The organism is Candidatus Pelagibacter sp. PS_10_02 (assembly GCF_059418005.1).
Map to the genome: position 1 here is coordinate 1,005,816 of NZ_CM182076.1, position 25,476 is coordinate 1,031,291.

At 28.4% G+C, this 25,476-nt stretch carries 26 protein-coding genes; 12 read left to right on the forward strand and 14 right to left on the reverse strand.

The genetic code is table 11. The features are described 5' to 3' along the window. Positions 1 to 11: 11 nt before the first annotated feature. Entirely contained in the window at positions 12 to 2,087 is a 2,076-nt protein-coding gene (locus tag AC5SL1_RS05530; RefSeq protein WP_494599392.1) for a S9 family peptidase, read from the forward strand. 98 nt (positions 2,088 to 2,185) lie between these two features. Further along, positions 2,186 to 2,632, forward strand: coding sequence for an Hsp20 family protein (locus AC5SL1_RS05535; RefSeq protein ID WP_494600296.1), 447 nt, complete (start codon positions 2,186 to 2,188; stop codon positions 2,630 to 2,632). A 45-nt stretch (positions 2,633 to 2,677) separates the two neighbouring features. Here AC5SL1_RS05535 and AC5SL1_RS05540 read toward each other — a convergent pair whose 3' ends face one another. Beyond that, on the reverse strand, positions 2,678 to 2,944 hold the full coding sequence (locus AC5SL1_RS05540) for a hypothetical protein (RefSeq protein ID WP_494599393.1): 267 nt from the start codon (positions 2,942 to 2,944) through the stop codon (positions 2,678 to 2,680). Between the two features lie 178 nt (positions 2,945 to 3,122). Here AC5SL1_RS05540 and AC5SL1_RS05545 point away from each other — a divergent pair, with 178 nt between their 5' ends. After that, the gene (locus AC5SL1_RS05545; protein ID WP_494599394.1) at positions 3,123 to 4,433 is read left to right on the forward strand and encodes an NCS2 family permease; all 1,311 of its coding nucleotides are present in this window, start codon (positions 3,123 to 3,125) and stop codon (positions 4,431 to 4,433) included. A 33-nt stretch (positions 4,434 to 4,466) separates the two neighbouring features. Here the strand turns inward: AC5SL1_RS05545 and AC5SL1_RS05550 are convergent, their stop codons facing one another. Continuing rightward, positions 4,467 to 5,003 carry a phosphoribosyltransferase gene (locus AC5SL1_RS05550; protein ID WP_494599395.1) on the reverse strand — a complete coding sequence of 179 codons (537 nt, stop codon included), beginning with the start codon at positions 5,001 to 5,003 and terminating at the stop codon, positions 4,467 to 4,469. A 33-nt stretch (positions 5,004 to 5,036) separates the two neighbouring features. Between AC5SL1_RS05550 and AC5SL1_RS05555 the strand changes: the two genes are divergently transcribed. After that, entirely contained in the window at positions 5,037 to 5,933 is an 897-nt protein-coding gene (locus AC5SL1_RS05555; protein WP_494599396.1) for a glycosyltransferase family 17 protein, read from the forward strand. A 1-nt stretch (position 5,934) separates the two neighbouring features. Next, the gene (locus AC5SL1_RS05560) at positions 5,935 to 6,231 is read left to right on the forward strand and encodes a DUF1330 domain-containing protein (protein ID WP_494599398.1); all 297 of its coding nucleotides are present in this window, start codon (positions 5,935 to 5,937) and stop codon (positions 6,229 to 6,231) included. Here the strand turns inward: AC5SL1_RS05560 and AC5SL1_RS05565 are convergent. Next, positions 6,218 to 6,853 (reverse strand): DNA-3-methyladenine glycosylase family protein, encoded by a 636-nt coding sequence (locus AC5SL1_RS05565; RefSeq protein ID WP_494599399.1) that lies wholly within the window; start codon positions 6,851 to 6,853, stop codon positions 6,218 to 6,220. The two genes, AC5SL1_RS05560 and AC5SL1_RS05565, sit on opposite strands and share 14 nt — an antisense overlap. After that, positions 6,846 to 7,730, reverse strand: a complete 885-nt coding sequence (locus AC5SL1_RS05570) for a DMT family transporter (protein ID WP_494599400.1) — start codon at positions 7,728 to 7,730, stop codon at positions 6,846 to 6,848. Before AC5SL1_RS05570 ends, AC5SL1_RS05565 begins: the two co-directional genes overlap by 8 nt. Before the next feature lie 35 nt (positions 7,731 to 7,765). On the opposite strand from AC5SL1_RS05570, the gene msrA reads away from it, so the two are divergent. Genes msrA through AC5SL1_RS05590 form a run of 4 tightly spaced genes read left to right on the forward strand, consistent with a single transcriptional unit; the run spans position 7,766 to position 13,018 of the window. After that, on the forward strand, positions 7,766 to 8,209 hold the full coding sequence (gene msrA, locus AC5SL1_RS05575; protein ID WP_494599401.1) for a peptide-methionine (S)-S-oxide reductase MsrA: 444 nt from the start codon (positions 7,766 to 7,768) through the stop codon (positions 8,207 to 8,209). 1 nt (position 8,210) lies between these two features. Then, positions 8,211 to 9,023, forward strand: coding sequence for a rhodanese-like domain-containing protein (locus AC5SL1_RS05580; protein WP_494599402.1), 813 nt, complete (start codon positions 8,211 to 8,213; stop codon positions 9,021 to 9,023). 3 nt (positions 9,024 to 9,026) lie between these two features. Then, entirely contained in the window at positions 9,027 to 9,896 is an 870-nt protein-coding gene (locus tag AC5SL1_RS05585) for an efflux RND transporter periplasmic adaptor subunit (protein ID WP_494599403.1), read from the forward strand. Continuing rightward, the gene (locus tag AC5SL1_RS05590) at positions 9,896 to 13,018 is read left to right on the forward strand and encodes an efflux RND transporter permease subunit (RefSeq protein ID WP_494599404.1); all 3,123 of its coding nucleotides are present in this window, start codon (positions 9,896 to 9,898) and stop codon (positions 13,016 to 13,018) included. Before AC5SL1_RS05585 ends, AC5SL1_RS05590 begins: the two co-directional genes overlap by 1 nt. Here AC5SL1_RS05590 and AC5SL1_RS05595 read toward each other — a convergent pair. Continuing rightward, positions 13,015 to 13,614: a transglycosylase SLT domain-containing protein gene (locus tag AC5SL1_RS05595; protein WP_494599405.1), complete on the reverse strand. Its 600-nt coding sequence runs from the start codon at positions 13,612 to 13,614 to the stop codon at positions 13,015 to 13,017. The two genes, AC5SL1_RS05590 and AC5SL1_RS05595, sit on opposite strands and share 4 nt — an antisense overlap. Further along, on the reverse strand, positions 13,607 to 13,990 hold the full coding sequence (locus tag AC5SL1_RS05600) for a VanZ family protein (RefSeq protein WP_494599406.1): 384 nt from the start codon (positions 13,988 to 13,990) through the stop codon (positions 13,607 to 13,609). Before AC5SL1_RS05600 ends, AC5SL1_RS05595 begins: the two co-directional genes overlap by 8 nt. A gap of 49 nt (positions 13,991 to 14,039) precedes the next feature. On the opposite strand from AC5SL1_RS05600, the gene AC5SL1_RS05605 reads away from it, so the two are divergent. Further along, positions 14,040 to 14,756, forward strand: a complete 717-nt coding sequence (locus tag AC5SL1_RS05605; RefSeq protein WP_494599407.1) for a 2,3-bisphosphoglycerate-dependent phosphoglycerate mutase — start codon at positions 14,040 to 14,042, stop codon at positions 14,754 to 14,756. Here the strand turns inward: AC5SL1_RS05605 and AC5SL1_RS05610 are convergent. Genes AC5SL1_RS05610 through polA form a run of 7 tightly spaced genes read right to left on the reverse strand, consistent with a single transcriptional unit; the run spans position 14,745 to position 23,237 of the window. After that, positions 14,745 to 15,434, reverse strand: a complete 690-nt coding sequence (locus tag AC5SL1_RS05610) for a sugar phosphate nucleotidyltransferase (RefSeq protein ID WP_494599408.1) — start codon at positions 15,432 to 15,434, stop codon at positions 14,745 to 14,747. The genes AC5SL1_RS05605 and AC5SL1_RS05610 overlap by 12 nt on opposite strands. Beyond that, on the reverse strand, positions 15,434 to 16,396 hold the full coding sequence (locus AC5SL1_RS05615; RefSeq protein ID WP_494599409.1) for an aminoglycoside phosphotransferase family protein: 963 nt from the start codon (positions 16,394 to 16,396) through the stop codon (positions 15,434 to 15,436). Before AC5SL1_RS05615 ends, AC5SL1_RS05610 begins: the two co-directional genes overlap by 1 nt. Continuing rightward, a complete protein-coding gene (tsaE, locus tag AC5SL1_RS05620) occupies positions 16,397 to 16,852 on the reverse strand; it encodes a tRNA (adenosine(37)-N6)-threonylcarbamoyltransferase complex ATPase subunit type 1 TsaE (RefSeq protein WP_271516227.1) in 456 nt (151 codons plus the stop codon). Next, positions 16,836 to 18,122, reverse strand: a complete 1,287-nt coding sequence (gene ahcY / locus AC5SL1_RS05625) for an adenosylhomocysteinase (RefSeq protein ID WP_494572989.1) — start codon at positions 18,120 to 18,122, stop codon at positions 16,836 to 16,838. The genes tsaE and ahcY overlap by 17 nt, the downstream gene beginning before the upstream one ends. Positions 18,123 to 18,166: 44 nt before the next feature. Then, positions 18,167 to 19,705, reverse strand: coding sequence for a sensor histidine kinase (locus tag AC5SL1_RS05630; RefSeq protein WP_494599410.1), 1,539 nt, complete (start codon positions 19,703 to 19,705; stop codon positions 18,167 to 18,169). After that, positions 19,705 to 20,412 (reverse strand): response regulator transcription factor, encoded by a 708-nt coding sequence (locus AC5SL1_RS05635; protein ID WP_494599411.1) that lies wholly within the window; start codon positions 20,410 to 20,412, stop codon positions 19,705 to 19,707. The genes AC5SL1_RS05630 and AC5SL1_RS05635 overlap by 1 nt, the downstream gene beginning before the upstream one ends. Positions 20,413 to 20,462: 50 nt before the next feature. Beyond that, positions 20,463 to 23,237 (reverse strand): DNA polymerase I, encoded by a 2,775-nt coding sequence (polA, locus tag AC5SL1_RS05640; protein ID WP_494599412.1) that lies wholly within the window; start codon positions 23,235 to 23,237, stop codon positions 20,463 to 20,465. A gap of 51 nt (positions 23,238 to 23,288) precedes the next feature. Here polA and AC5SL1_RS05645 point away from each other — a divergent pair, with 51 nt between their 5' ends. Together AC5SL1_RS05645 and AC5SL1_RS05650 are read left to right on the forward strand one after the other, a co-directional pair. Then, positions 23,289 to 24,218, forward strand: a complete 930-nt coding sequence (locus tag AC5SL1_RS05645) for an ABC transporter ATP-binding protein (RefSeq protein WP_494599413.1) — start codon at positions 23,289 to 23,291, stop codon at positions 24,216 to 24,218. A gap of 32 nt (positions 24,219 to 24,250) precedes the next feature. Next, positions 24,251 to 24,802 (forward strand): biotin transporter BioY, encoded by a 552-nt coding sequence (locus AC5SL1_RS05650; RefSeq protein ID WP_494579548.1) that lies wholly within the window; start codon positions 24,251 to 24,253, stop codon positions 24,800 to 24,802. Here AC5SL1_RS05650 and AC5SL1_RS05655 read toward each other — a convergent pair. Continuing rightward, positions 24,795 to 25,358, reverse strand: a complete 564-nt coding sequence (locus AC5SL1_RS05655; protein WP_494579550.1) for an ActR/PrrA/RegA family redox response regulator transcription factor — start codon at positions 25,356 to 25,358, stop codon at positions 24,795 to 24,797. The genes AC5SL1_RS05650 and AC5SL1_RS05655 overlap by 8 nt on opposite strands. Positions 25,359 to 25,476 lie beyond the last annotated feature (118 nt).

Genomic DNA, 25,476 nt, shown 5'->3' on the forward strand with positions numbered 1-25,476 from the left:
AATTTGTCTTCATGAAAATACCACAACTCAAAAAAAAATCAGAAATAAAAACGTGTCACAATGTCAGTTGGGAAGATAACTATAGCTGGATTCATCAGGCAGACATTCTAGAAGTTCTAAAAGATAATACAAAACTTAATCCAGAGGTTAGAAAATATCTTGAAGAAGAAAATTCATATACTGATTTTCACTTGTCTGACACCAAAGAAATGCAAAAAAAATTATTTGATGAAATTAAAGGTAGAATAAAATTAGATGATGAGTCTCTTCCATTTAAAGATTTTGATTATGAATACTGGTCAAAGACCACAACAAAAGGAAATTATTCTATAAAATTAAGAAAAAAAATTGGCACTAATAATATTGAGGAAATTTGGAATGGTGATGAAGAAAAAGAAAAACTTAACGTTGAATATTTTGGTGTTGGCGATTTAGAAGTTAGTTTTAATGATAAATATTTAGGATACTCTATAGATACAAAGGGTTCAGAGTACTACACAATATATATTAGAGATATAAACACAAAAAAATTAATTACTGAAAAAATAGAAGAGACATCTGGCGGTATAACTTTTAGCTTAGATGATAAATATATATTTTATTCAAAGCTTGATGAAAACCATAGACCAAGAAAAATTTATCGACACAAATTAGGAACCTCTGTCAAAGAAGATCAGTTAATATTTGAAGAAAAAAGTGAAGCTTTTACTGTTGGTATAAGTTTGAGTTCTGATGATAAATACTTTTTTATTAGCTCTTCAGACCATAATACCTCCGAACAGTATTACTTTGAAGTAAGTGAAATAAATCCTAAGCCTAAATTAATAAAAAAAAGACAAAGAGGAATTTTATATTCTGTCAATTCTTGGGATGGCAAATTTTATAATCACACTAATGAAAATGCTGAAGATTTTAAAGTAGATATTAGTGATAGTTTAGAAAATCCCAATTGGAAAACTTTTATATCTGCAAAGGATGAAGTTTTAATTGGTGGATTAACTTTTTTAAAAAACTGGATCATTAGATCTGAAACATCTGATGCTTTAGATAAATTATTTGTTAAAAATATTAATACAGGAATAGAAGAAGAATTAATTTTTTCTGATGAAACTGTGTATGTGCCTGGTGTATCTTTAAAACAAAGAGATAAAAATACTGATGAGATATACTTAAGTTATTCTTCACCAAAAACACAGTCTAGAGTTTATTCTTATAATCTAACTACAAAAGAAAAAAAATTAGTTAAAGAACAAGAGATTCCTTCTGGTCATAATCCTGATGATTACATAGTTGAAAGAATTGATTGCAAATCTCATGATGGAAAATTGGTTCCTCTTACAATAACAAGACATAAAAATACTAAATTAGATGGATCTGCACATTTATTACTCTATGGTTATGGCTCTTATGGCAGTTCAATGAGTCCAGGGTTTTCTTCAACTAAATTAAGTTTAATCAATCGAGATATAATTTGGGTTACCGCTCATATAAGAGGTGGCATGGAAAGAGGGATGAAATGGTGGAAAGATGGAAAACTACTTAACAAAAAAAATACATTTGAGGACTATATTGCTTCCGCAAGATTTTTAATTGAAAATAAATATACTTCAAAAAATAAAATAATTGGGATGGGTGGTTCTGCTGGGGGGCTTCTTATGGGTGCTGTAATTAACCTAGCGCCAGAACTTTTTTTAGGAATTATAATGGCTGTACCATTTGTAGACTCTTTAACTACAAACCTTGATCACTCTTTACCTTTAACTGTTGGAGAGTTTGACGAGTTTGGTAATGCAAAAGATAAAAAAGATCATTTTGATTATATATATTCTTACGCACCTTATAATAATATTAAAAAGATGGACTATCCTCATATGCTCATAACAACTAGTTTAAGTGACAATAGAGTTTTATTTGATGAGCCAGCAAAATTTACAGCTAAACTTAGAGAATATAAAACCGATAACAATTTATTACTTTTAAAAACTGAAATGAATGCGGGCCATGGTGGTAAATCTGGGCGTGATGGTGCTATTGAAGAAATTGCATTAGATTATGCATTTGCCTTAAAAATTTGTAAAAAAATTTAATTATCTCATCTTGAAATTTTCAGACTAGTTCCTAAATATCAACTGTACGTCGCCTAATGGGGCTTACTAAATTAACCTTGCTAACAAAGGAGGAAACTATGACAAGTAGGGATCTATCTATATTTAACACTCTAAGACCTTTTTCAATTGGTTTTGACGATATGTTTGACCAATTTGAAAATATGCTAGGAAATGGAGGGTTAACCATGCAGTCCAATTACCCACCTTACAACATTAGAAAAACTGGCAAAGACAATTACGCTATTGAAGTTGCTCTGGCTGGATTTAATAAAAATGATGTTGAGGTTGAGTTTGAGGATAATTTATTAACTGTTAGAACTAAACAAGTTGATAAATCAGAAAACAAATCTGATGATGGTGAAATTATTCATAAAGGTATTTCACAAAGACAATTTGCCAGATCATTTACAATTGCAGAGGATGTGAGAGTTAATGGTGCTGAATTAAAAGATGGTCTTTTGACAATCGCCTGTGAAAGAATTGTACCTGAATATAAAAAGAAGAAACTTATTGAAATTAAATAATTCAAAACTTACTTGCGGGGAATTTCCTCGCAAGTATTACAAGTTTTAAAAACATCCTTTAGAAGAAAAACCAATTACTCTGTCAGTTTGGTCAATTTCAAAACGTCTATCACATTGAATTCCATATTTTTTAGATTTGTAATATACTAATTTAAACGGACTCTCAGGCTCATCATGTATTACTTCAATATCGGGTTTGCCCATTTTAATTTTTAAATTTTCATACGTCATACCAAGATATTGATTAAGATTTTTATTTTCCTTTTCAACAATATTATCAGTTTTGTCTTTAATTGTTTGGCAGCTACTCATTAAGGTTAAAAAAAATAAACTTATTAAAATATAATTTAATTTTTGCATAAATTGATATTAGCACCAAAAATATGGCTTAAATATAACTTATAAGTTGAATTATGTTAATAAACCTTGGTTTTAAAGAGAATTAGTAAAAAAATTCTAATATTAATCTAACATAATCTTAGGAGGATAAATGTTAGATAAATATTTTAACTACAAAAAACACAAGACAGATTTTAAAACAGAAGTAATAGCTGGTGTAACAACATTTTTGACAATGGCCTACATCATGTTTTTAAATCCATTTATATTATCAGGTGAATTTGCTGGACCAGAAAAAGGTTTCTTCGAATTTGGCGCAGTTTATACGGCAACAATTGTTGCTACAGCACTTGCTTGTTTCATAATGGCATTTTATGGAAAAACATGGCCAATAGGTTTGGCTCCTGGTATGGGAATTAATGCGTTTGTTGCATTTGGTGTTTGTGCTGGAATGGGCTATACGCCTCAAGAAGCTTTGGGTGCTGTATTGGTTGCGGGAGTTTTATTCTTAATCATCTCTTTAACACCTATCAGAGCTTGGTTAATTAATTCAATTCCAAGAAGTTTAAAATTAGGAATTGGTGCTGGTATTGGACTATTCCTTGCAATAATTGGTCTTCAAATAATGGAAGTTGTTGTTGATAACCCAGTCACATTAGTTCAACTAGGTAACTTAAGTGATCCACTTGTTCTATTAGGTTGTGCTGCATTTATTTTAATGGTGGTTCTTGAAAAAATGAAAATTAAAGGAAACATTATAATTGGAATTTTATTATTTAGTATAATTGCATGGGCTACTGGACTTGCTAAATTTAATGGGATTGCAAGCTCACCCCCTCCAATGACTTATCTATTTGATTTTGATTTATCAGCAGCATTAACAGCAGGTATGACAACTGTTGTATTTACTTTATTATTTGTTGATTTTTTTGATACCGCAGGAACATTGACTTCTGTAGCTAACGTTGCTGGCAAGGTTGATAAAAATGGAAAAGTTCAAGACATAGAAAAAGCAATGATGGCCGACAGTGTTGGAACCGTTGCTGGTGCAATGATGGGAACAACAACTGTTACAAGTTATGTTGAATCTGGAGCTGGTGTAAAAGCTGGTGGAAAAACAGGAATGACCTCTTTAGTAATTGGTCTACTATTTTTAGCCTGCATATTCTTTGCTCCTTTAGCAACAAGTTTACCTAAGCAAATTGATGGTGCAGCCTTATTATTTGTTTCTGTTCTTTTTGTTAGAAACATAACTGATATTGAATGGGATGATATTGGTGAAGCAGCCCCTGCTATTCTTGCAATGATAGCTATGCCACTAACATACAGTATTAGTAATGGTATTGCTTTAGCTTTTGTATCTTATGCATTAATCAGATTATTTACTGGTAAGTTTTCTTCAACTTCTCCAGCAATATGGGTTATTGCAATACTAAGTTTTATTAGCTTTGTAGTTGCTTAAAATATAATTTTTAGGGCTGGATTAATTCCAGCCCTATTTATTTCTCTTAATTATTTCTTCCATAGATAATTCTTCATAATGTTCAGTTGGCTGAACAATCCATGGATCAGAATCTAATTTTACTGGACAAAAATCAGGCTCAAATGTAGAAGATTTTTTCTTCCACAAGCAGGCGGTTTTAACTTCATTAATATAATTTTTTGTTGGTTCATATTTTTTCAACCATTCAATGCTTTTATTTAGAGTTAGACCAGTATCTGAAAGATCATCAACTAATAACACTTTATCAAAATCTTTATTTTCTGCTAAAGAACTGATCTCTCTAGAAAACATTAATTGACCTTGTTTGTCCTCCATTCCTTTTCCTGAATAGCTCTGGATAACAATATAAGCGATTGGTAATTTTAAAATTCTAGAAAGAATATCCAATATAGGTGCTGCACCTCTCATAATTCCAACTAATACTGTTGGTTTATAACTTTTATGAATTTCTATTGCTAATTTTTCAACAATTTTTGTATACTGGTCAAAATTGATAATTAATTTGTCAGCCATAAATTTTATTATCATATTAAAAGAATTTAAAAAGAAATAAAAAAAATTATGAAAATATTTGATTGTTTTATGTTTTATGATGAAGAGCTTTTACTTGATATAAGATTAAATATTCTAGATAAATACGTTGATTTCTTTGTAATAGTTGAAAGTCAATTTTATCATAATGGTGTTAAAAGACAGTTAAAATTTGACATTAAAAAATTTAATAAATTTAAAGATAAGATTATTTATATACAGCATAAAAATGAACCTGATCAAATTTCTAAATTAAATGAAACAGATAATGAAAGTATAAAATCCTACAAATTAATACATAATGCTCATTTGAGAGAAAATGACCAAAGAAACCATATATTAAATGGATTAAAAAAAGCAAAAAATGATGACCTAATATTAATTTCTGATGTGGATGAAATACCAAACTTTAATTCAATAAATTTATCAAAAATAAAAAATCAAATTATCATGTTTGAGCAAGAAATATTTTACTATAAATTTAACAGGTACCTTACAAATTTTAAATGGTTTGGAACAAAAGCTTGTAGAAAAAAAGATCTGCAAAGTCCTCAGTGGCTAAGAAATATTAAAAATAAAAAATATCCTTTCTGGCGTATAGATACATTTTTTTCTAAAAATAAATATATCAATAAAATTTATATAAAAAATGGAGGTTGGCATTTTTCAAATATTAAAGACGCTGAAGATATTGAATTAAAATTAAAATCATATTTACATCATAGAGACTATGAGGTTGAAGAGCTTGGTAGTAATAAAATAAAAGAATTAATTAAAAGTAACAAAACAATTTATGATATGTTTGGTGATAAAAAGTCAAAGAAGTATGGTGATGAAAAAAGAAAAATACTAGAAAAATATGATTTAAATAAATTGCCTCAATTTATTCAAGAAAATAAAAATAAACTTAAAAAATGGATGGACTAATATGAAAGTATACTGGATAGCTTTGTACAAAAAAATAGGAAGCCAAGAAAATATTAAAAATTATGGAACAAAAGTTACAGAAATTTTAAAAAATTATGGTGGAAAACCACTGGTTAGAGGTGGAAAATTTCAAACCCTAGAAGGTGAGGATTATCCAAGGACTGTCATTTGGGAATTTCCAAGCTATGAGCAAGCTATCAAATGTCATGACTCAAAAGAATATCAAGCTGGATGGGCTTTAGCAAAAGATACCACTGAAAGAAATTTACAAATTATAGAGGGTGTTAATATTGAATAGGCTCTGGATCAATACTTCTCCATAGATACCAGGTAGCAACGGAACAATAAGGTGTAAATCTTTTATTCAATAATCTTACATAAGATTCTGGTGGAAAATATTTTTTTTTATAATTTTTTGAAATTGCTCTAAGAAGTCCAATATCTTGAATTGGCCAAATATTCGAACGATTATAAGTAAACAATAAAATCATTTCTGCTGACCATCTACCTATTTGTCTTAAGTTAGACAAATAGACAATAGCTTCCTCATCAGACATTTTTGGAATTAATTTTGGATTAAATGATTTATCAAGGGTTTGTTTTGCTAAACTTTTAATTCCTATGGCTTTTAGTCTGCTCAAACCACAACTTTTAAGCTGTGTAACTGATAATTTGGAAATTGTTTTTGCCGTTATTTTATTTTTACATCTTTTTTTAAATTTTAAAAAAACTGAGTTTGCCGCCATAACACTTATCTGTTGTCCAATAATACTTTTACATAATGAAAAAAAAATATCTTTTCTGGAAGTGAGTATGGTTTCAGATGGAGACTTATATTTGATTATTAACTTTTTCATAATTTTATCCTTTTTAGATAAATATTTTTTAGCATTATTCCAATATATTGGAGTTTTAGTCATGTCTGATGTTTGAAGGTATTTTTTGTTTATAGTAAATTTCCCTTCTAAAAATTACAAGGGAAGATATTATTACTAGTGATGCGCCAATTAATGTTTTAAAAGTTGGTATCTCATTCCACATCATGTAACCAAAAAATATAGCAAAAACTAATGACAAATATTTTAGTGGAGCAACCAAAGATACTTCAGAGAGCTTATAGGATTGAGTTAGTAATAAATTTGCAGTACCTCCAGTAACTCCAATTAAAGCTAAAAGAATAAAATCTTGAAAATTAGGCATTATCCAGCCCAATGGAATTGTTGCTAAGCCTGCAAGAGATATTGTAATTGTAAAAAAAATAGAAATAAGCCAAATTGGCTCTGTTGTAGATAATTTTCGAATTGTGATAGTTACAAATGCCATTCCAATGCAAAAAATTATTGGTAGAAAATAAAGAAAATTCATTTCAATAAACCCTGGTTCAGAAATTACAACCACTCCAATAAAGCCCACAATAACTGCTGCCCATCTAAAAATACCAACTTTTTCACTTAATAAAAAAATTGATAAAATAGTAATAAAGAGTGGAGCAGCATAAGAAAGACTTACCACTACAGCAAGAGGTAGTTCTCTCAATGCTATTACTATCGCAACTAGTGCAATTAAACCCATAACACATCTAAAAATATGTTCAGTGGGTCTTTTGGTTTTATAAAAAGTTCTTAATTGATCCCTTGGTATTAAAAAGTAAGTAGGGAGGAGACCAAAAAAACCTCTAAAGAAGAGAACTTGTCCAGTAGGGTAATCCCCTGACCATTTTACAAGCAAATCCATTATAGAAAAAGTACAAACAGACAAAAACATGTACAATAAACCTAATTGATTTTTAGTTAACATAGGAATAATTTGTAGATCAAATTAAAGGATAATCAATGGAAATAGCTGTTTTAGGATTAGGATGTTTTTGGGGGCCTGAGATAAAATTTAGTAAACTCGAAGGTATTATAAAAACTGAAGTTGGATATTGTGGTGGTGACAAAAAGGAAACAAATTATAGAGAAGTTTGTGAAGGAAATACCAATCATGCTGAAGTCGTTAAATTAGATTTTGACCCAAACGTTATTTCTTATGAAAGAATTTTAGAATATTTTTTTGAAATACATGATCCAACAACATTAAACTCGCAAGGGCCTGATTTTGGTACACAATATAGAAGTGAAATTTTTTACCTCAATGATAAGCAAAAAGAAATTGCCAAACAGATAATTTATAAAGAAAATTCAAGGTTATCTGGTAAAGTAGTTACAAAGATTTCTTTAGTGAAAAATTATTGTCCAGCTGAAGAATATCATCAACGGTATTTAGAAAAAAGATAAGATGTCATTAGTAAGTACTGATTGGTTGATGGCAAACCTTGATAAAGTAAAAATTATTGATTGTTCATGGCACATGCCTCAAACCAAAAGAAATGGTTTCGAAGAGTATAAAAAACAACATATAAAAAATGCAATTTATTTTGATTTAGATAAAAATTCAAAAAAAGATACTGACCTACCCCATATGCTAATTGATAAAAAATCTTGGGAGAATATTGTTTCAAATATGGGCATTAAAAATGATGATCAGATTATTGTTTATGATAACTCAGATGTAATTAGCTCATGTAGATGTTGGTATAATTTCATTTATTTTGGACATAATCCAAACTTGATAAAAGTATTAGACGGTGGTTTAAAAAAATGGGTTAATGAAAAAAAACCTACTACAAATGATATAGTAAATATCAAACCTTCTCATTATTCTGCCAATGAAAAAATAGAATTAGTAAAAAATAAAGCCCAAATTAATGAAAATATTTTAACAAAAGAATTTTTAGTTATTGATGCAAGAAGTAAAGAGAGATTTGAAGGTGTGGTACCTGAGCCAAGAAAAGGCTTAAAAAGTGGTTCTATAAATAATTCTTATTGCCTTCCATTTTCTGAACTTATAAATGCTGATCATACTTTTATTGATAAAAAAAAAATTTTTCAAAAGTTTAGCTCAATAAAATGTAGCCTAGATAAAAACATTGTATTTACATGCGGATCTGGCGTTACTGCTGCTGTTTTGGCACTTGCTTATTCTTTAATAGATAATAAATATAATCCAGTAATCTATGATGGTTCATGGAGTGAATACGGAAAAAGCTAAAATATGAAAAGATCAACAAAAATTACTTCAGCAATCATTTCTTTCTTTTTAATTATTACAATTGTGATTGTTGGAAGAACAATGATTGGTAACCATTTTGCGAAAAAGTTTAGTAAAAGACCGCCTCCAGGAATAATCGTTAAAGAAGTTTCATATAAAGATTTTTCTGAAAAAATTGAAAGTTATGGTACTGCAGTCTCAAAAAGAACTGAGTCTTTTAGAATTAAAAAAGATGATTTAACTGGTGAATTAACTTTAAAAGATAATGTAAAAAAAGGAGATTTAATAGTTCAGCTTAAAGATAGAAACATTGTTGCTCCATTTGATGGTGTGCTTGGATATAGAGGTATTACAGGAGATATTCTTGGCTCAGATAATTCTATTATTATAACATTAGATGATAATTCAATTTTATATTCTGATATTAAAATTCCTGAAACATTTGCTTCTTTTATCAAAAAAGATTTACCTGTTAAGGCAAAATTCTCAGGTATGAAAGATAAAATATATGATGGAAAAATATATGCTGTTTCAAGTAGAATTAATGCTGAAACAAGAAGTTTATTAACAAGAGTTATAATTCAAAATGAAAATTCTGAATTAATTCCAGGGTCCCTTCTAGAAATCAATGTTAATTACAATGAAAGAAACTCTCTTGGGATTCCAGATACAAGCATGATGGTAGAGGGTAGCAAGTATTTTGTTTATAAAGTGTCTGAAGATAATATTGCAAATAAAATTGAAATAGAAATTGGAATTAGAAATAATGGATTTATTGAAATCGTATCAGGTCTTGATGAAGGAGAAATTATTGTTGCTGAAGGGCTAAAGAAAGTAAGACCTAAAGGTGAAATTAAACCAATTAAAAAATAATGTATATAACAGAAGTAAGTATAAGAAGACCAGTTATTGCGTGGGTAATGTCTCTTATATTAGTTGTATTTGGTATTTTTGTTTTTTTTGAATTACCTGTTAGAGAAAATCCTGATGGCTTACAACCACCTGTGGTACAGGTTAGAGTGGATTATAAATCAGCATCTGCATCAATCATTAATCAGGAAATCACTCAAGTAATCGAAGATATTATTGGAGGAGCTGAAGGAATAAAGAATATAGACTCTTCATCTGAAAATGGGAGTAGTTCTGTTAATATTGAATTTAATACTGATATAGATTTAGACGACGCTGCAAATGATATCAGAGAAAGAGTTGCAAGAGTTGTTGATAATCTTCCAAGTGAAGCAAATGCTCCTCAGATATTAAAACAATCTGCTGGGTTTACTACCACAATGTGGTTAGCAGTAACTTCTAATAATTGGAGTGATTTAGAGCTTGGAGATTACACAGAAAGATATTTGGTTGACCAGTTTTCAAGTGTTAAAAATGTTGGTAGAATTAGAACTGGAGGATTAAGAGAATTAAGTGTTAGAGTTTGGATAGACCCTATAAAACTAGCTGCAAACAATCTAACAATTCAAGAGGTTGAGAGGGCATTAAGAAATGAAAATGTAAGTTTACCTGCTGGTACACTTGAGGCAAACAACATAGATTTAACTTTAAATTTAGATAAGTCTTATAATAATATTAATTCCATCAAAGAGTTACCAATTAAAATGTTAAAAGATAGCATTGTTAAACTTTCTGATGTCGCAGTTGTGGAATTTGGACCAGTTTCTGAAAAAACATTATTTAAGGCTCAAACAAAAGAAGCTTTAAATTTAAAAACTGTAGGTATTGGTATTTATGCAAAAAGTGGCGCTTCAACAGTAGAACTATCAAAAGCAATTAAAAAAAAAATAACTGAAGTTAAAAAAACATTACCTGAAGGAGTTAACATTGAAGTTGCTTTTAATAGAGCTGACTATGTTTCTTCAGCTATTAATGAAGTTTACAAAACCCTTCTGGTAGCTTTTATTTTAGTTGTAATAATTATTTATTTATTTCTTGGAAATATAAAAGCGGTAATTGTTCCTGCAATTGCTCTACCTGTAAGTTTAATTGCTTCTTTTTTAGGGCTTTATCTATTTGGACTTTCAATAAATATTTTTGTCTTATTAAGTTTTATTTTAGCTATTGGAATTATTACTGATGACTCTGTAATAATGACTGATGCAATTTATTCTAGAATTGAAAAAGGAGAAAATCCACTGGTAGCTTCTTATAAGGGATCAAAACAAATAAGTTTTGCAATTATTGCTACAACATTAATCCTGGTAGCTGTTTTTCTACCATTAATATTTATTGATGGAATTGCTGGAACATTATTTAGAGAGACCGCAATAGCACTGTCTTTTTCTATAGTCGTATCATCATTCGTTGCTCTTACACTATCTCCTATGTTAGCAAGCAAATTTTTAATTAAACAACCGAAACAAAATAAAGTAGTGATTAAATTTGATACTTTTTTTAAATCATTATTAAAATTTTACGAAGAAACTTTAAGTTATTGGCTTAATAAACAGAAAATTATAATTTCATTTATTATTTTAACTATCTTGGCTTCTGGTATTTTGTATACATTTACAAAAAAAGAATTGTTACCTTTAGAGGACAGAGGTGTATATCTTGTTCTTGGTTTCACTGATGAAGGAAGTTCATTTGAATACACGGAAAAAAGAGCTCAAGATGTTGAAGAAAGATTAATACCTCTTCTTCAGGCAAAAGATAGTCCGTATAAAAGATTTATTATGAGAGTTCCAGGTTTTGGAAGTAATAGAAATTCATTTAATAGTTTCATAATTATTGCTCTACTAGATGATTGGGCTGATAGAAAAAAAAGTTCACAAACTGTGATGAGAGAAGCTATTGGAAAAATTGTTACTGTTCCTGAAACTGTAGCTTTTCCAATATCACCTCAATCAATTCGTGTTTCTAATTTTAATAAACCAGTTCAAATGGTTATATTGGGCTCAACTTACGAAGAATTAGAAGTAATTCAAAATACGATAATATCAGAGCTTAGAAAAAATAAACAACTTTCAAGAATAGAGTCTGATTATTCTAGAGATAAGCCTGAGATTAAACTTATTATTAATAAAAATAAGGCTAAAGACTTAGGAATATCAACAGACTCGATTGGTAAAACGTTAGAGACACTTTATGGGGGTAAAACTGTTACAAAATTTGATCAACGTGGTAAAGAATACCCAATTATTTTACAGCAGTACTTGGAGGATAGAAGATCCAAAGAGAGCTTAGCAAAAATATTTGTAAGATCTGACACAACTGGAAAATTAATTTCTCTTGCAAATTTAGTAGAGTTTAAAGAAGAAGGTTCTGCTAAAAAACTAGCAAGATATAATAGACAAAGTGCAGTAACTATATCTGCAAATATTTCAGAAAATTATACATTAAGTGAAGCTATATCTTATTTGGAACAAACAATCTCAAATCTTGGAGTAGAAAATCAAATTACCTGGAAAGGTAAATCAGAAGAATTAAAAGAAACTAGTAATGAATTATTTATTATTTTTGCTTTAGCTTTCTTAACAGCATATTTGGTAATGGCTGCAACTTTTAATTCATTCATTCACCCCTTCATAATTATGTTAACTGTACCGCTGGCTCTTTTTGGTGGATTAGTTTTTATTTTATTCTTAAACAGTTCTATAAATATTTTTTCACAAATTGCTCTTGTTATATTAATTGGAATATCTACCAAGAACAGTATACTTATAGTGGATTATGCAAACCAACTCCGAACGGTTGGTAAAAATATTGAAACATCAGTTAAAGAAGCTTGCCAATTAAGATTTAGACCAATAATGATGACATCAATGAGCACGATGATAGCAATGTTACCACTTGTTATCGGAAACATTGGCCCTGGAGCTGGAGAAGCTTCGCGATTAGCAATAGGAGCAACTATCTTGGGAGGAATGATCATCTCAACATTATTTACTCTTTATGTGACACCAACTATGTATTTGGTATTAGCAAAAAATACTAAACGAATAGATGCTGTTGACATCGAATTAAAAAAACAGCTTCGTTAAAAAATAATATATTTATTTTTATTTAATCTTTTCTGACATTCTTTAAGTTGAGATTTATATTTATCAGATTGATTTTTAACTCTTTTTGCTAATCCTATAACTTTTTGATTATTTTTATAATTTTTATAACCACCCCAACCTTCGTGATATGCAATATATTGTCTAAATGCATCCTGTTTTGAAATTTTTAGGAGAGATTCTGTTTTATCTGTATACCAACCAATAAAATCAACGCTATCCTTAAATCTTGCCCTTGTTGCTAATTTATTACCTGTCTCATTTTTATATTGCTCCCATGTTCCTTTGACTGCTTGAGAATAACCAAAAGAACTTGAGGGTCTTTTAAAGGGTATAATTTTAAATAGCTTTTGTCTTTCTGGTTTTGCTAACCAGTGAAAATCAGACTCCATTTTTATTATTGCCAGTTGAACATAGATTGGGGTGCCCCATTTTTTTTCAGTACTTTTAGCATGTTTATACCAAAGATATCTCTCATTAAAAATTGAACAGCTATTTGATGTATTTTGTGGAATTGAAGAACAGCCTAAAAATAAAGTAAATATTGAAAAAAAAATAAAATTTTTAATTTTAAGCATACCTACTTATCACTTTATAAATAATAACTACAAATATAACACCTGCTAGGTTTCCAAATAAATCACTAAATTCAAATCCTCTGTAAGGAATAATAAGATGAAAAAATTCTAGAATAATTGATAGAAATATTAAATATAAAGATAAAAAATTTATATTTTTAGTCTTATGATAAGCAAAAAAACCAAAAATAGAAAGTAAAGCAAAAGCATAAAAATGATTACTAGATATAATAAAATCTCTAGTTATTTGAGGTTGAATATTTAAGTCATTATAAAGAAAATACCCAAAAATACTGCCTGGAAACAAATAAAGTATAATTAATGTTATGTTTAAAAAATAGAATATGAGTTTTGAAAATTTTATTAAATTATTCATAATAATTATATTCATTTTATAGGTTATATAAGTTATTAAAATATATCAAATGCCTCATTTAATTTTAGTTAGACATGGACAAAGTGAATGGAATCTAAAAAAAAGATTTACAGGCTGGGTGGATGTTGATCTCACAGAACAAGGAAAGCAAGAAGCGCTTAAAGCGGGAGAAAGTATTAAAAAAATTAAACTCAGCATCGATTATTTTTTTTCATCATTTCAATTAAGAGCCATTAACACACTAAAATTTATTCGAAATACACTGGGAGATGACAAGCAATTCATTCGAGCCTGGCAATTAAATGAAAGACATTATGGCTCATTAACTGGATTAAATAAAGATGAGATGAGAGAAAAACTTGGTGAAAAAAAAATTCATGAATTCAGACGATCTTGGGATATTAGACCTGATCCATTAGACAGAAAAAACCCTTATCATCCTTTAAATATTGAAGTGTATAAGGATATTCCAAAAGAAAATATTCCTGACACTGAGTCTCTTAAAGATACTTATGAAAGAGTCATTCAATTTTACAAAAATGAAATACAAAATAAACTTTTGGATAATAAAAATATTTTAATTTCAGCACATGGAAATTCTATTAGAGCTTTATGTAAATACTTATTTAAATTAGATAAAGACAAAATATCATTATTAGAAATACCTACGGGCAATCCACTTTTAATCGATTTAGATATTTCACTTAATATTAAGGAGTGTTTTTATTTAGATAAAGAAAGAGCTAAAAATTTACTAGTTTTTTAATAGATTCTCGTAAACTTCGAGATTAGTTAAGTGATAAAAATTTTCTAAACTTTCAAAACCATAAAGACTATTACTTTCAATTAAATTATTCCAAATCTCTGATATTGAAAAATTATGAACTGAATAATATTTAAATAAATCCTTATTTATAATTTGGCATCCTGTATAAATTAAATTATTTAATTTATCTTTTTTAATCATATTATTATTAAGGCTAAAATCACCTGGCAAATTTTTATCAAAGCTAATATTCTTATTTACTAATAAAAGTATATTCTTAACTTTATTTAAGAAGTATAGTTTTTCCATACACTCTATATCTTTTTTATAATTTTCACCCCATACCGTATCTGGATTAAAAACTAAAAAATCCACGTCTTCTGAAGAATTTACCATATTTAAAACTCCTCCTCCTGTGTTTAAAATATTATTTCCATCTTTAATTATTTTAATTTCAATTTTAAATTTTTTTTCTTCTATAAAGTTTTTGATTTTTTCTTCTAAATAAAAAGTATTTACTAGAATTTTTTTTATGCCTAATGATACTATTAAGTTAATACAATTCTCTAATAATGTAATTTGATTAATTTTTAAGAGTGGTTTTGGTGTTGTTAGTGTTAATGGATTTAACCTCTTTCCATAACCAGCACACAAAATTAATGCAGTTTTAATTTTCATTAAATTTTTCTCATTTTATTTGAAAAATTATTATCTAATATTTTCTTTAAATCATTAAAAATTGGTTTTTTTTTAATTCTTAGTTCTATTAATCTCCAAGCATAAGGTATTAATTTTAAATATTTTAACTTCTTATCTCTAATAGCCAATCTTGTGAAAATTCCAATTATTTTCATGTTTCTAAGAATTGATAAAATTTCGAAATCATTAATTAAATTATACTCATCAATATTTTTTTTATTCAATTTTATATAATATCTAAATATATCTCCTTTTAACTTTTGACTGGTTTTAAATCTAACATCATCAATTAAAGATGCTAAATCATAAGCTCTATTTCCTATCAATGCATCTTGTGTATCTATAACTCCTAATTTTCCATTAAATTTCATTAAATTAGATACATGAAAATCTCGATGAACAAAAACATTATGTTTACATCTTAAATTTCTTGATAAAATTATTATTTGTTCATTAATTTCTCTTTTAAACTTTAAAAATTTATTTTTTTTTACAAATTTTTTAGCATACCATTTGGTAAATAAATTGGCTTCTTCGTGCAATATACTATTGCTATAACGGGGTATCTTATAAATTTTATTTTTAAAATTTATAACTTTATTTTTTTTAATTGTTTGAATTTTATGAAGAAGCTGAACTGATTTTTTAAATAAGTTTAATTGTTGATTATTATTTTTTTTTAATAGATTAAAAACTGTTTGATCGCCAAAATCTTCAATTTCTATGAAATTTTGTTTATAATTTTCACTATAAAGTTTGGGGGCTAAAATTTTATTTTGAATTAATAATCTATTAATTGCATCATAAATTAATAGATTTTTTTCTTTTTCTTTAGATGCATGAACTATAATAGATTTTTTTGTTTCTTTAATTTGTCTATAAAAGGTTCTAAATGATGCGTCACCTTTTAATTTTTTTAATTTATAATTATAAGGCAGCATTTAGTTTTTTAAATTTTTGATAGTTAAAAATCTCTTACTTAAATCATCATTATATTCAAAAAATAATTCTATCTTATCTTCAATATTTTTTTCTATTTTTTCTGGCCATTCAATTAAGGTTAAAACTTCCTTTCTATTTTCTAATAGACCAATATTTTTTATCTCATCAATATTTTTTAGTCTATAAAGATCATAATGTTGAACGGTAAATTTTCCAACATCATACTCATTTACTAAATTAAATGTAGGGCTTGTAATTTCTGTTTGATTTATATTATTTAATTTTTGTAAATTATTAATTAGATGTTTTATAAAAGTTGTTTTACCAACGCCTATTTCACCATGAAATAATACAACATCAGCTTTATTTAATGATATCGAGATTTTTTTAGCTAACTCTGAGGTTCTATCTTCTAATGAGATATCTAGTTTTTCGCTATTAGTAGCGATAGGCATCTGGTTTAAATGGTCCTTCTGTCTCAACACTTATATAATCTGCTTGTTCTTTAGATAGTTTGGTTAGTTTTGCACCCACTTTTTTTAGGTGAAGCATTGCAACTTTTTCATCTAAATTTTTTGGTAATACATAAACTTTATTTTCATAATTTTTATGGTTATTCCATAATTCTATCTGAGCCATTACCTGATTTGTAAATGATGCACTCATTACAAAACTGGGATGTCCCGTTGCACAACCTAAATTCACTAGTCTACCTTTGGCTAATAAAATAATTCTCTTACCATCAACTAACTCGATCTCATCTACTTCTGGTTTAATTTCAGACCATTTATAGTTTTTTAAAGCATCAACTTGAATTTCATTATCAAAGTGTCCAATATTGCAAAGTATTGCTCGATCCTTCATTTTTCTCATGTGATCAGCTGTAACAATATCTTTATTCCCAGTTGCTGTTACAATGATATCAGCTTTATCAATAGCGTCATCCATTAACACAACCTCATATCCCTCCATTGCTGCTTGAAGCGCACAAATTGGATCTGCTTCAGTGACCATTACTCTAGCACCGCTATTTCTTAATGATGCAGCACTACCTTTGCCAACATCACCAAAGCCTGCAACAATTGCAACCTTTCCTGACATCATAACATCCGTAGCTCTTCTAATACCGTCAACCAAGCTTTCTCTACAACCATACAAATTATCAAATTTTGATTTAGTAACTGAATCATTAACATTAATTGCAGGGATCATTAAAGAACCCTCTTTTTCCATTTTATTGAGTGCTTTAATTCCTGTAGTAGTTTCTTCTGAAACACCTTTTATTTCTTTTAATAAATCTTTGTATTCGTTATGCATAATTGCAGTTAAATCACCACCATCATCCAATAACATATTAGCTTTCCAATCTTTTTTTCCTTCAATGGTTTGTTTTATACACCAAAGATATTCCTCTTCTGTCTCACCTTTCCACGCAAAAACTGGTATACCTGCTTTTGCTATGGCTGCCGCTGCATGATCTTGAGTTGAAAAAATATTACATGAAGACCATCTCACTTCAGCTCCAAGCTCAACAAGTGTCTCAATTAAAACAGCTGTTTGAATTGTCATATGAAGACAACCAAGAATTTTTGCACCCTTTAAAGGAGTTTTTCCTTGATACTCCTCTCTTAAAGCCATTAGTCCTGGCATTTCACTTTCTGCAATAGAAATTTCTTTTCTACCAAATTCTGCTTGTGATATATCTTTTACTTTAAAATCATCCATCGAACGGTCTTCTAGCAATAAAAAATTGATTTATCAACTTATGTTTAGGCTTTGGGAAATATAATTTCAATATTTGCACCCTTTTGTGCTGTATTGTTAGCAGCACTGATTGAAGCACCATGTAGTTCAGCTAAATTTTTCACTATGTTTAAACCTAAACCTGAATGTTCACCAAAATTATCTGGTCTATTACTATAAAATCTATCAAATATTTTTTTTGTATTAGTTTCTTTAAATCCCTTACCTTCATCTATAACCTTTAAAATGATACCATTTTTATCATCTTTAAAAATTTCAACTAAAATTCTTTTATTGTCCTCACTAAATGAAATTGAATTATCAAGCAAATTTGCAATAATTTGTTCAATTCTATTTTCTATTCCATTAATATAATATTCGTCATAATTATTTAAATCATTTAGTATTATTTTTATGCCCCTTCTAGCCTCATAAATATTGTTGAAATCATCAACAACAGATTGTGCTATTGTTTTAAGATTAATTCGTTTCATCTTTTCTTTACTTAAAGCGACCTCGTCCTTCAACATTTGAGAATAATCAGTAATTAATCTCTCAATTCTTTGAACATCATGATTAAGAATGTCAATTAATTTACTTCTTTGAGATTGATCAACAGTTTCGTTTAGAATTTCAGATGCACTTTTTAATGATGTTAAGGGGTTTCTTATTTCATGAACAAGATCCGTTGAAAAGTTTTCTGCATGGGAGATTCTTTTTTGAAGTTCATTTGTCATATCATCTAAAGAATTTGATAAAGTTCCCAATTCATCATTTCGATTTTTCAGTTCGTTTATATTTGTTTTCTTCCTGCTCTTTTCTTTAATTATTTTTGTATAGGTTACTAAACTTTTTATTGGTTTTAAAAAATATCTATTTAATACAAAAGAAAAGATAACAATAACAATAACAATAAAAATTACTGTTCTTAAAATAAAAGTTTTTCTCTCATCAATAGCTAGCTTTACATCGTTGGCATTTTCTGTAATTACTAAATAGCCAATATTTTTACCATCCAATATTACATTGTTTATTGTTGTCAGTAGGAACTGGTCATACCCTTCTTGTACAAAAGTATAAGGTTTTCCATAATCCTTAGACCATGAATAATTTGTTAAAATATCTTTTAAAGAAATAGTTTTTTCCTTATTTATATTTTTCGTTTCAACTATTTTATTGCTTTTTTCTTCATTTAAAGTTTCTAATTGAACAATGTCTAGTCTATTTGAAAATGATCTTGGGTCTAAATCTAGAGTATCAGTATCTCCTACTAGATTAAATTGATTATCAAATAGAATAACTCTATCTAAATTTTGAAATAAAAATCTTGTTGAAAATAAAAATCTTCTAATATCTTCTTCTTCAAATTTTATATTTAATCGAAGTATGTGTTCAATGGTATTATTGATTATTTTAATATGCTTGGTAGTTTTATTTTTAATTAAGATTGGTTTAACATTGCTAATATACAAAAATGCCAGACTACCAATTACTAAAAAAATTATTAAATTTATAAATAAAAATTTTTTTAAAATTGATAAACTTTTTATGAAATTTGTGAACATCAACTAACGTTCCATCTATATCCACTACCATATCTTGTTTCAATTGCAGTAAAATCAGGATCAACTTTTTTAAATTTTTTTCTAATTCTTTTGACATGGCTATCTATAGTTCTATCTTCAATGTCAGTATCTTCTCTATAGGCTATGTCCATTAACTGTGCACGTTCCTTGATTATGCCTGGTCTTTTGGCTAACTCTTTCACTATTAAGAATTCTGTTGTTGTAAGTTTATCTGGTAACTGTTTCCCATTCCATTCGCATTCCAGTTGTGAAGGGTCAAGTTTAAGTCTTCCATGAGAAATTATACTCTTAGTCTCTTCAAGGTTAACATTGATATCTTTTTTTCTTAGCTGAACTCTTATTCTTTCAATTAAAACTTTTATGGAAAATCCGCCAGATTTTTTTATAAAATCATCTGCTCCTAATTTTAACCCTAACAGTTCATCTATCTCATCGTCTTTCGATGTTAAAAAAATTACTGGCAGAGAAGTTTTTTTTCTTAATTTTTTTAAAAGTTCTTCACCATCCATTTTTGGCATTTTAATATCAATTACTGCTAAATCTGGTGGTGTTCTACTTAGTCCAATTAATGCACTCTCGCCATCAATATAAGTTTGAACCTTGAAACCTTCTTTTTCAAGCGCAATACTTATGCTTGTAAGTATATTTCGATCATCATCTATTAAAGCGATTGTTTGTGTTTGCATAATCTACTTTAAAAATACTAAATTGTTCTAATTTAGGCAATGTTCATTAATTAATGAAGTACTCCCCAATTATCACCCGTATTTATATCCACTGTTAGTGGGATTGAAAAAGCATGCAAATCACTGTTTGTAACACTTGTCATCTCTTCTTTGATGATCTTTGTTATATTCTTTGCGTCTTTTTCTGGAACTTCAAAAATTAACTCATCGTGAATTTGTAGCAGTATCTTTGACTTATTATTTTTTATTTCTTTAAACTTTTGATCAATTCTAATCATTGCAAGTCTCATAATTTCAGATGCCGAACCTTGAATTGGCGCATTAATTGCAGCTCTCTCTTGAAAATTTCTAACATTAAAATTCTTATCATTAATTCCATTAAAGTGTGATCGTCTTCCAAAAACATTGTTTACATATCCACTCTTTCTACAAAATTTAATAGTGTCATCCATATAAACTTTTATTTCTGGAAATTTAGCAAAGTATGCTTCTAAAAATTCATTAGCTTCATGATTTGAAACATTAATTTGTTTTGCAAGACCATATTGTGAAATTCCATAAATAATACCAAAATTTATTGCTTTTGCTTTTCGTCTCATATCTTGGTCTACTTTTTTAATATCAATATTAAAAACTTGGCTAGCTGTAAGTGTGTGAATGTCCTCATTATTTTTAAAAGCTTTTTTTAACTCCTTAACATCAGCTAAATCAGCTAAAATTCTCATTTCAATTTGATTATAATCTGCTGAGATCAATGTGAACCCTTTTTCCGATATAAAGGCTTTTCTTATATCTTTACCATCTTCTGATTTAATAGGAATATTTTGTAAATTTGGATCACTTGAAGCTAATCTTCCAGTTGTTGTTGCAGCTAATAAAAATGAAGTATGTACTCTTTTTGTGGAAGGATTTATATGTTCTGGTAATGCATCAGAATATGTATTTTTAAGTTTAGATACCTGTCTCCAATCTAAAACTAATTGTGGGAATTTATGTCCTTTAAATGCCAAATCTTCAAGTACACCTGCATTTGTTGCAAAACTTCCTTTTTTTGTTTTCTTAAGGGCAGCTATTTTTAATTCATTATAAATTATTTCACCTAATTGCTTTGGTGAGGCAATGTTAAATTCTTTTTTTGAAATTTTAAAAACTTCTTTTTCTATTTTATTAATTTTTTTCTCGAATTTTTCGGATAGTACTTTCAAAAATTTATTATCAACTTTTATCCCTTCAATTTCCATAAAGGCTAGTATCTCAATTAAAGGTTTTTCAAAAATTTCATAAATATTAGTTAATTTTTCTAATTTAAGATTTTTATTAAAAATTTTATATAATCTATAAGTAATATCTGCATCTTCAGCAGCGTACTCCATTGCCTTATCAAGTTCGACATCGCTGAAATTGATTTCTTTTTTTCCGGTACCCACTATTTCCTTAAATGAAATTGTTTTATGCTGTAAGTGGATCTCAGATAATGTATCCATATTATGTCTGTTTTTTCCCGCATCAAGCACATAAGACATCAGCATTGTATCTTCCATTGAATTCATTTTTATTCCCTGCTTGTACAAAACAATAAAATCAAATTTAATATTTTGGCCTATTTTTTTTACACTCTTGTCCTCTAAAAGTGGCTTTAATTTTTTAATTACAATATTTTTATCTAAACATCCGTCAAATTTATGTGCTATTGGAATGTAACAAGCTTTACCAATTTTTGTACTTAGCGATATTCCAACAAGATCTGCTTGATGCGCATCCAGTGAACTTGTTTCGGTATCTATTACTAATTCACCAGCCTCCTCAGCTTCATTAATCCATTCTTCTATCTCTTCTTCGTTAGTAATAAGATGGTAATTTTTCTTACTTATATTTTGTTGTTTTTCTTTTACTGAGCTTTCTGTTTTAGTGGTTGCTAATTTAGGTTCACCATACGCAGAAATGACTGAGCTAAGAAGTCTATTAAATTCCATTTCTCTTAAAAATTTATATAGTTTCTCCTTATCTATTTCTTTTAATTGAAATTCCTCTATCTTTCTTTGAGCTGGAGCATCCTTCATAAGGGTTACTAGTTTTTTACTAATAATTGCCTTATCTTTATTTTCTATAAGAGTTTCTCTTCTTTTATTTTGTTTTATTTCATGAGCATTATCTAATAATTTTTCAAGAGTTCCGTATTGATTAATAAGTTCTGCAGCAGTTTTTACACCTATGCCTGGAACTCCAGGAATATTATCACTACTATCTCCAGCTAATGACTGAACATCAATTACTTTTTTTGGCTCCACACCAAATTTATTCATTATGTCTTCTGGGGTAATAAATTTATTCTTCATGGGATCAAATAAACGAACATCTTTTCTATATAGTTGCATTAGATCTTTATCTGAAGAAACTATCGTAACCTTAGCTCCTTTTGCCAATATCTGTTCTGTATAAGTTGCTATCAAGTCATCAGCTTCATAATTTGGAAGATCAACTGATGGTAAATTAAATGCTAGGACTGATTTTCTTATATATTCAAATTGCGGTGCTAAGTCATCAGGTGCTTCTGATCTATTTGCTTTATAATCTGAATAAATTTCATTTCTAAAAGTTTTTCTAGCTGAATCAAAAATTACTGCAAAATGAGTTGGTTTTTGTAAATTTTCATTTGATTTTGAATCCTCTAATAATTTAAATAACATACTACAAAATCCGCTTACTGCTCCAACCGGCAGTCCATCACTTTTTCTGGTTAAGGGTGGAAGAGCGTAGTAAGCTCTAAAGATATAACCTGAACCATCAATTAAATAAAAGTGATCTGTTTTTTTAATTTTATCCATTAAGTTAATGTTATCTTAATTATTTTAAATATTATAAATGTATTAATGCACATGAACAAAAAAAATATACTTTTGGTTAAAAATCTAAAAAAAATTTATTCTAAGCAACATAATGGAAAAACTTATGCTTTAAATGATTTAAACTTAGACGTGAAAGAAGGAGAAATATTTGGCCTTCTGGGTCCAAATGGAGCAGGTAAGACAACTTTTATAAATATTTTAGCTGGGACAGTCATTAAGACTGGGGGTGAAGTTAATGTATGTGGATTTGATCTAGATGAAAATCCCAGACAGGTTAGAGCTTCAGTTGGAGTAGTTCCTCAGGAGGTAAATTTAGACCCATTTTTTAGTCCAAGAAAACTACTAGAACTTCAGGCAGGCTTATATGGTGTAAAAGAAAAAGATAGAATTACTGATACAATTTTAAATCTAGTATCTTTAGAAAAAGAGGCCAATAGTTATGCCAGAAGTTTATCTGGTGGAATGAAAAGAAGATTATTAATGGCTAAAGCGTTAGTTCATCAGCCTCCTCTCGTTTTTCTTGATGAGCCTACTGCTGGAGTTGATGTCGAATTGAGACAAAATTTATGGAAAAATGTAAGAATGCTTAACAAACTTGGTGTTACTATTATTTTGACAACACATTATCTTGAGGAGGCAGAAGAAATGTGTGATCGAATAGCTATTCTCAACAAAGGAAATGTAGTAGCCCTAGATAGTACTAAAAATCTCTTAAATAGAATTCAAACAAAAAAAGTTACTTTTAAAACAGATAAAGAAATTAATATTCAAAAAAATGACCTTGAATCTCTTGAAATAATATCAAAGATAGGCAATGAAGTTTGCGTCTCTTACGAAAAGAGCAAAGTTAATATGGAAAAATTAATAAACTTAATAAAGAAAAATAACGTCAAAATTGTTGATATATCAACTGATGATGGTGATTTAGAAGATGTATTTTTAAGACTAATAAAAAACTAGATTATTATAATAATAAATAGTAAATTTTACTTATGGATCTATTAAAAACAAACTCAATTCAAAAAGTTACAAAAACATTTATATTGATTTTTTTAGGAACTATTGCTCTAACCATTTCTGCTAAATTAAAAATACCATTTTATCCAGTGCCAATGACGATGCAAACTTTTGTTGTACTTTTCATAGGCTTAGCATTTGGGTATAAAATTGGTCTTACAACAGTAGGTGTATATTTATTTGAAGGTATTATTGGAATGCCTGTTTTTTCTAATTCCCCAGAAAAAGGTATTGGTTTAGTTTATTTTACCGGTCCAACAATGGGGTACTTAATAGGTTTTTTATTTGCAGTTTTTTTTGCAGGATATCTCAATATGAAAAATAATATTTTTTTAATTTTTACTAAATTAATATTTTCAGTTTCAATAATTTATATATTTGGAGCAATCTGGCTTGGGACTTTGATTGGATGGGATAAACCAATACTTGGTTTAGGTGTAACACCTTTTTTACTAGCTGAATTATTCAAGATTTGTCTTTTAACTTTATTAGCAAAAAAAATAATTAAATTAAGAAAATTTATCTAGGAGATCTTTTAGATAATATTCTTTGTAGAGTTCTTCTGTGCATCTTAAGTCTTCTAGCAGTTTCTGATACATTTCGGTTACATAATTCAAAAACTCTATGAATATGTTCCCACTTAACTCTATCTGCTGACATCGGATTTTCTGGTGGTTCAGCTTTCTTTTCTGGATCTGCCAATAATGCTTTTTCAACATCATCAGCATCTGCAGGTTTTGCCAAATAATCAATGGCCCCTTCTTTAATGGCTGCTACCGCCGTAGGTATATTTCCATAACCGGTTAACATAATAATTCTACTTTTGGGATTTGAAACTTGTATTTCTTTAACAACTTCCAATCCATTTCCATCAGCCAACCTTAAATCAACAACAGCGAATCCTGGTTTATTTGTTTTAACAGTTTGAATACCTTTTTGCACACTCTCAGCTTGTAAAACTGTAAAGCCCTTTTTTTCCATGGCTCTTGCCAGTCTATCTCTAAAAGGGTTGTCATCATCAACAATTAATAGTGATTTATTGTCAAAATCACTTAGTTTTTTAAGATTGATTTGTTCAGGCATACCTTAGATATGGTGTTTATTTTAAAAATTTCAACACCTATTATTTGCTTTACATTAATTAACTATTACCTTAATTGCATGATTTATATGAAAGTTTTTTAGTTTTTTAAAAAACTTT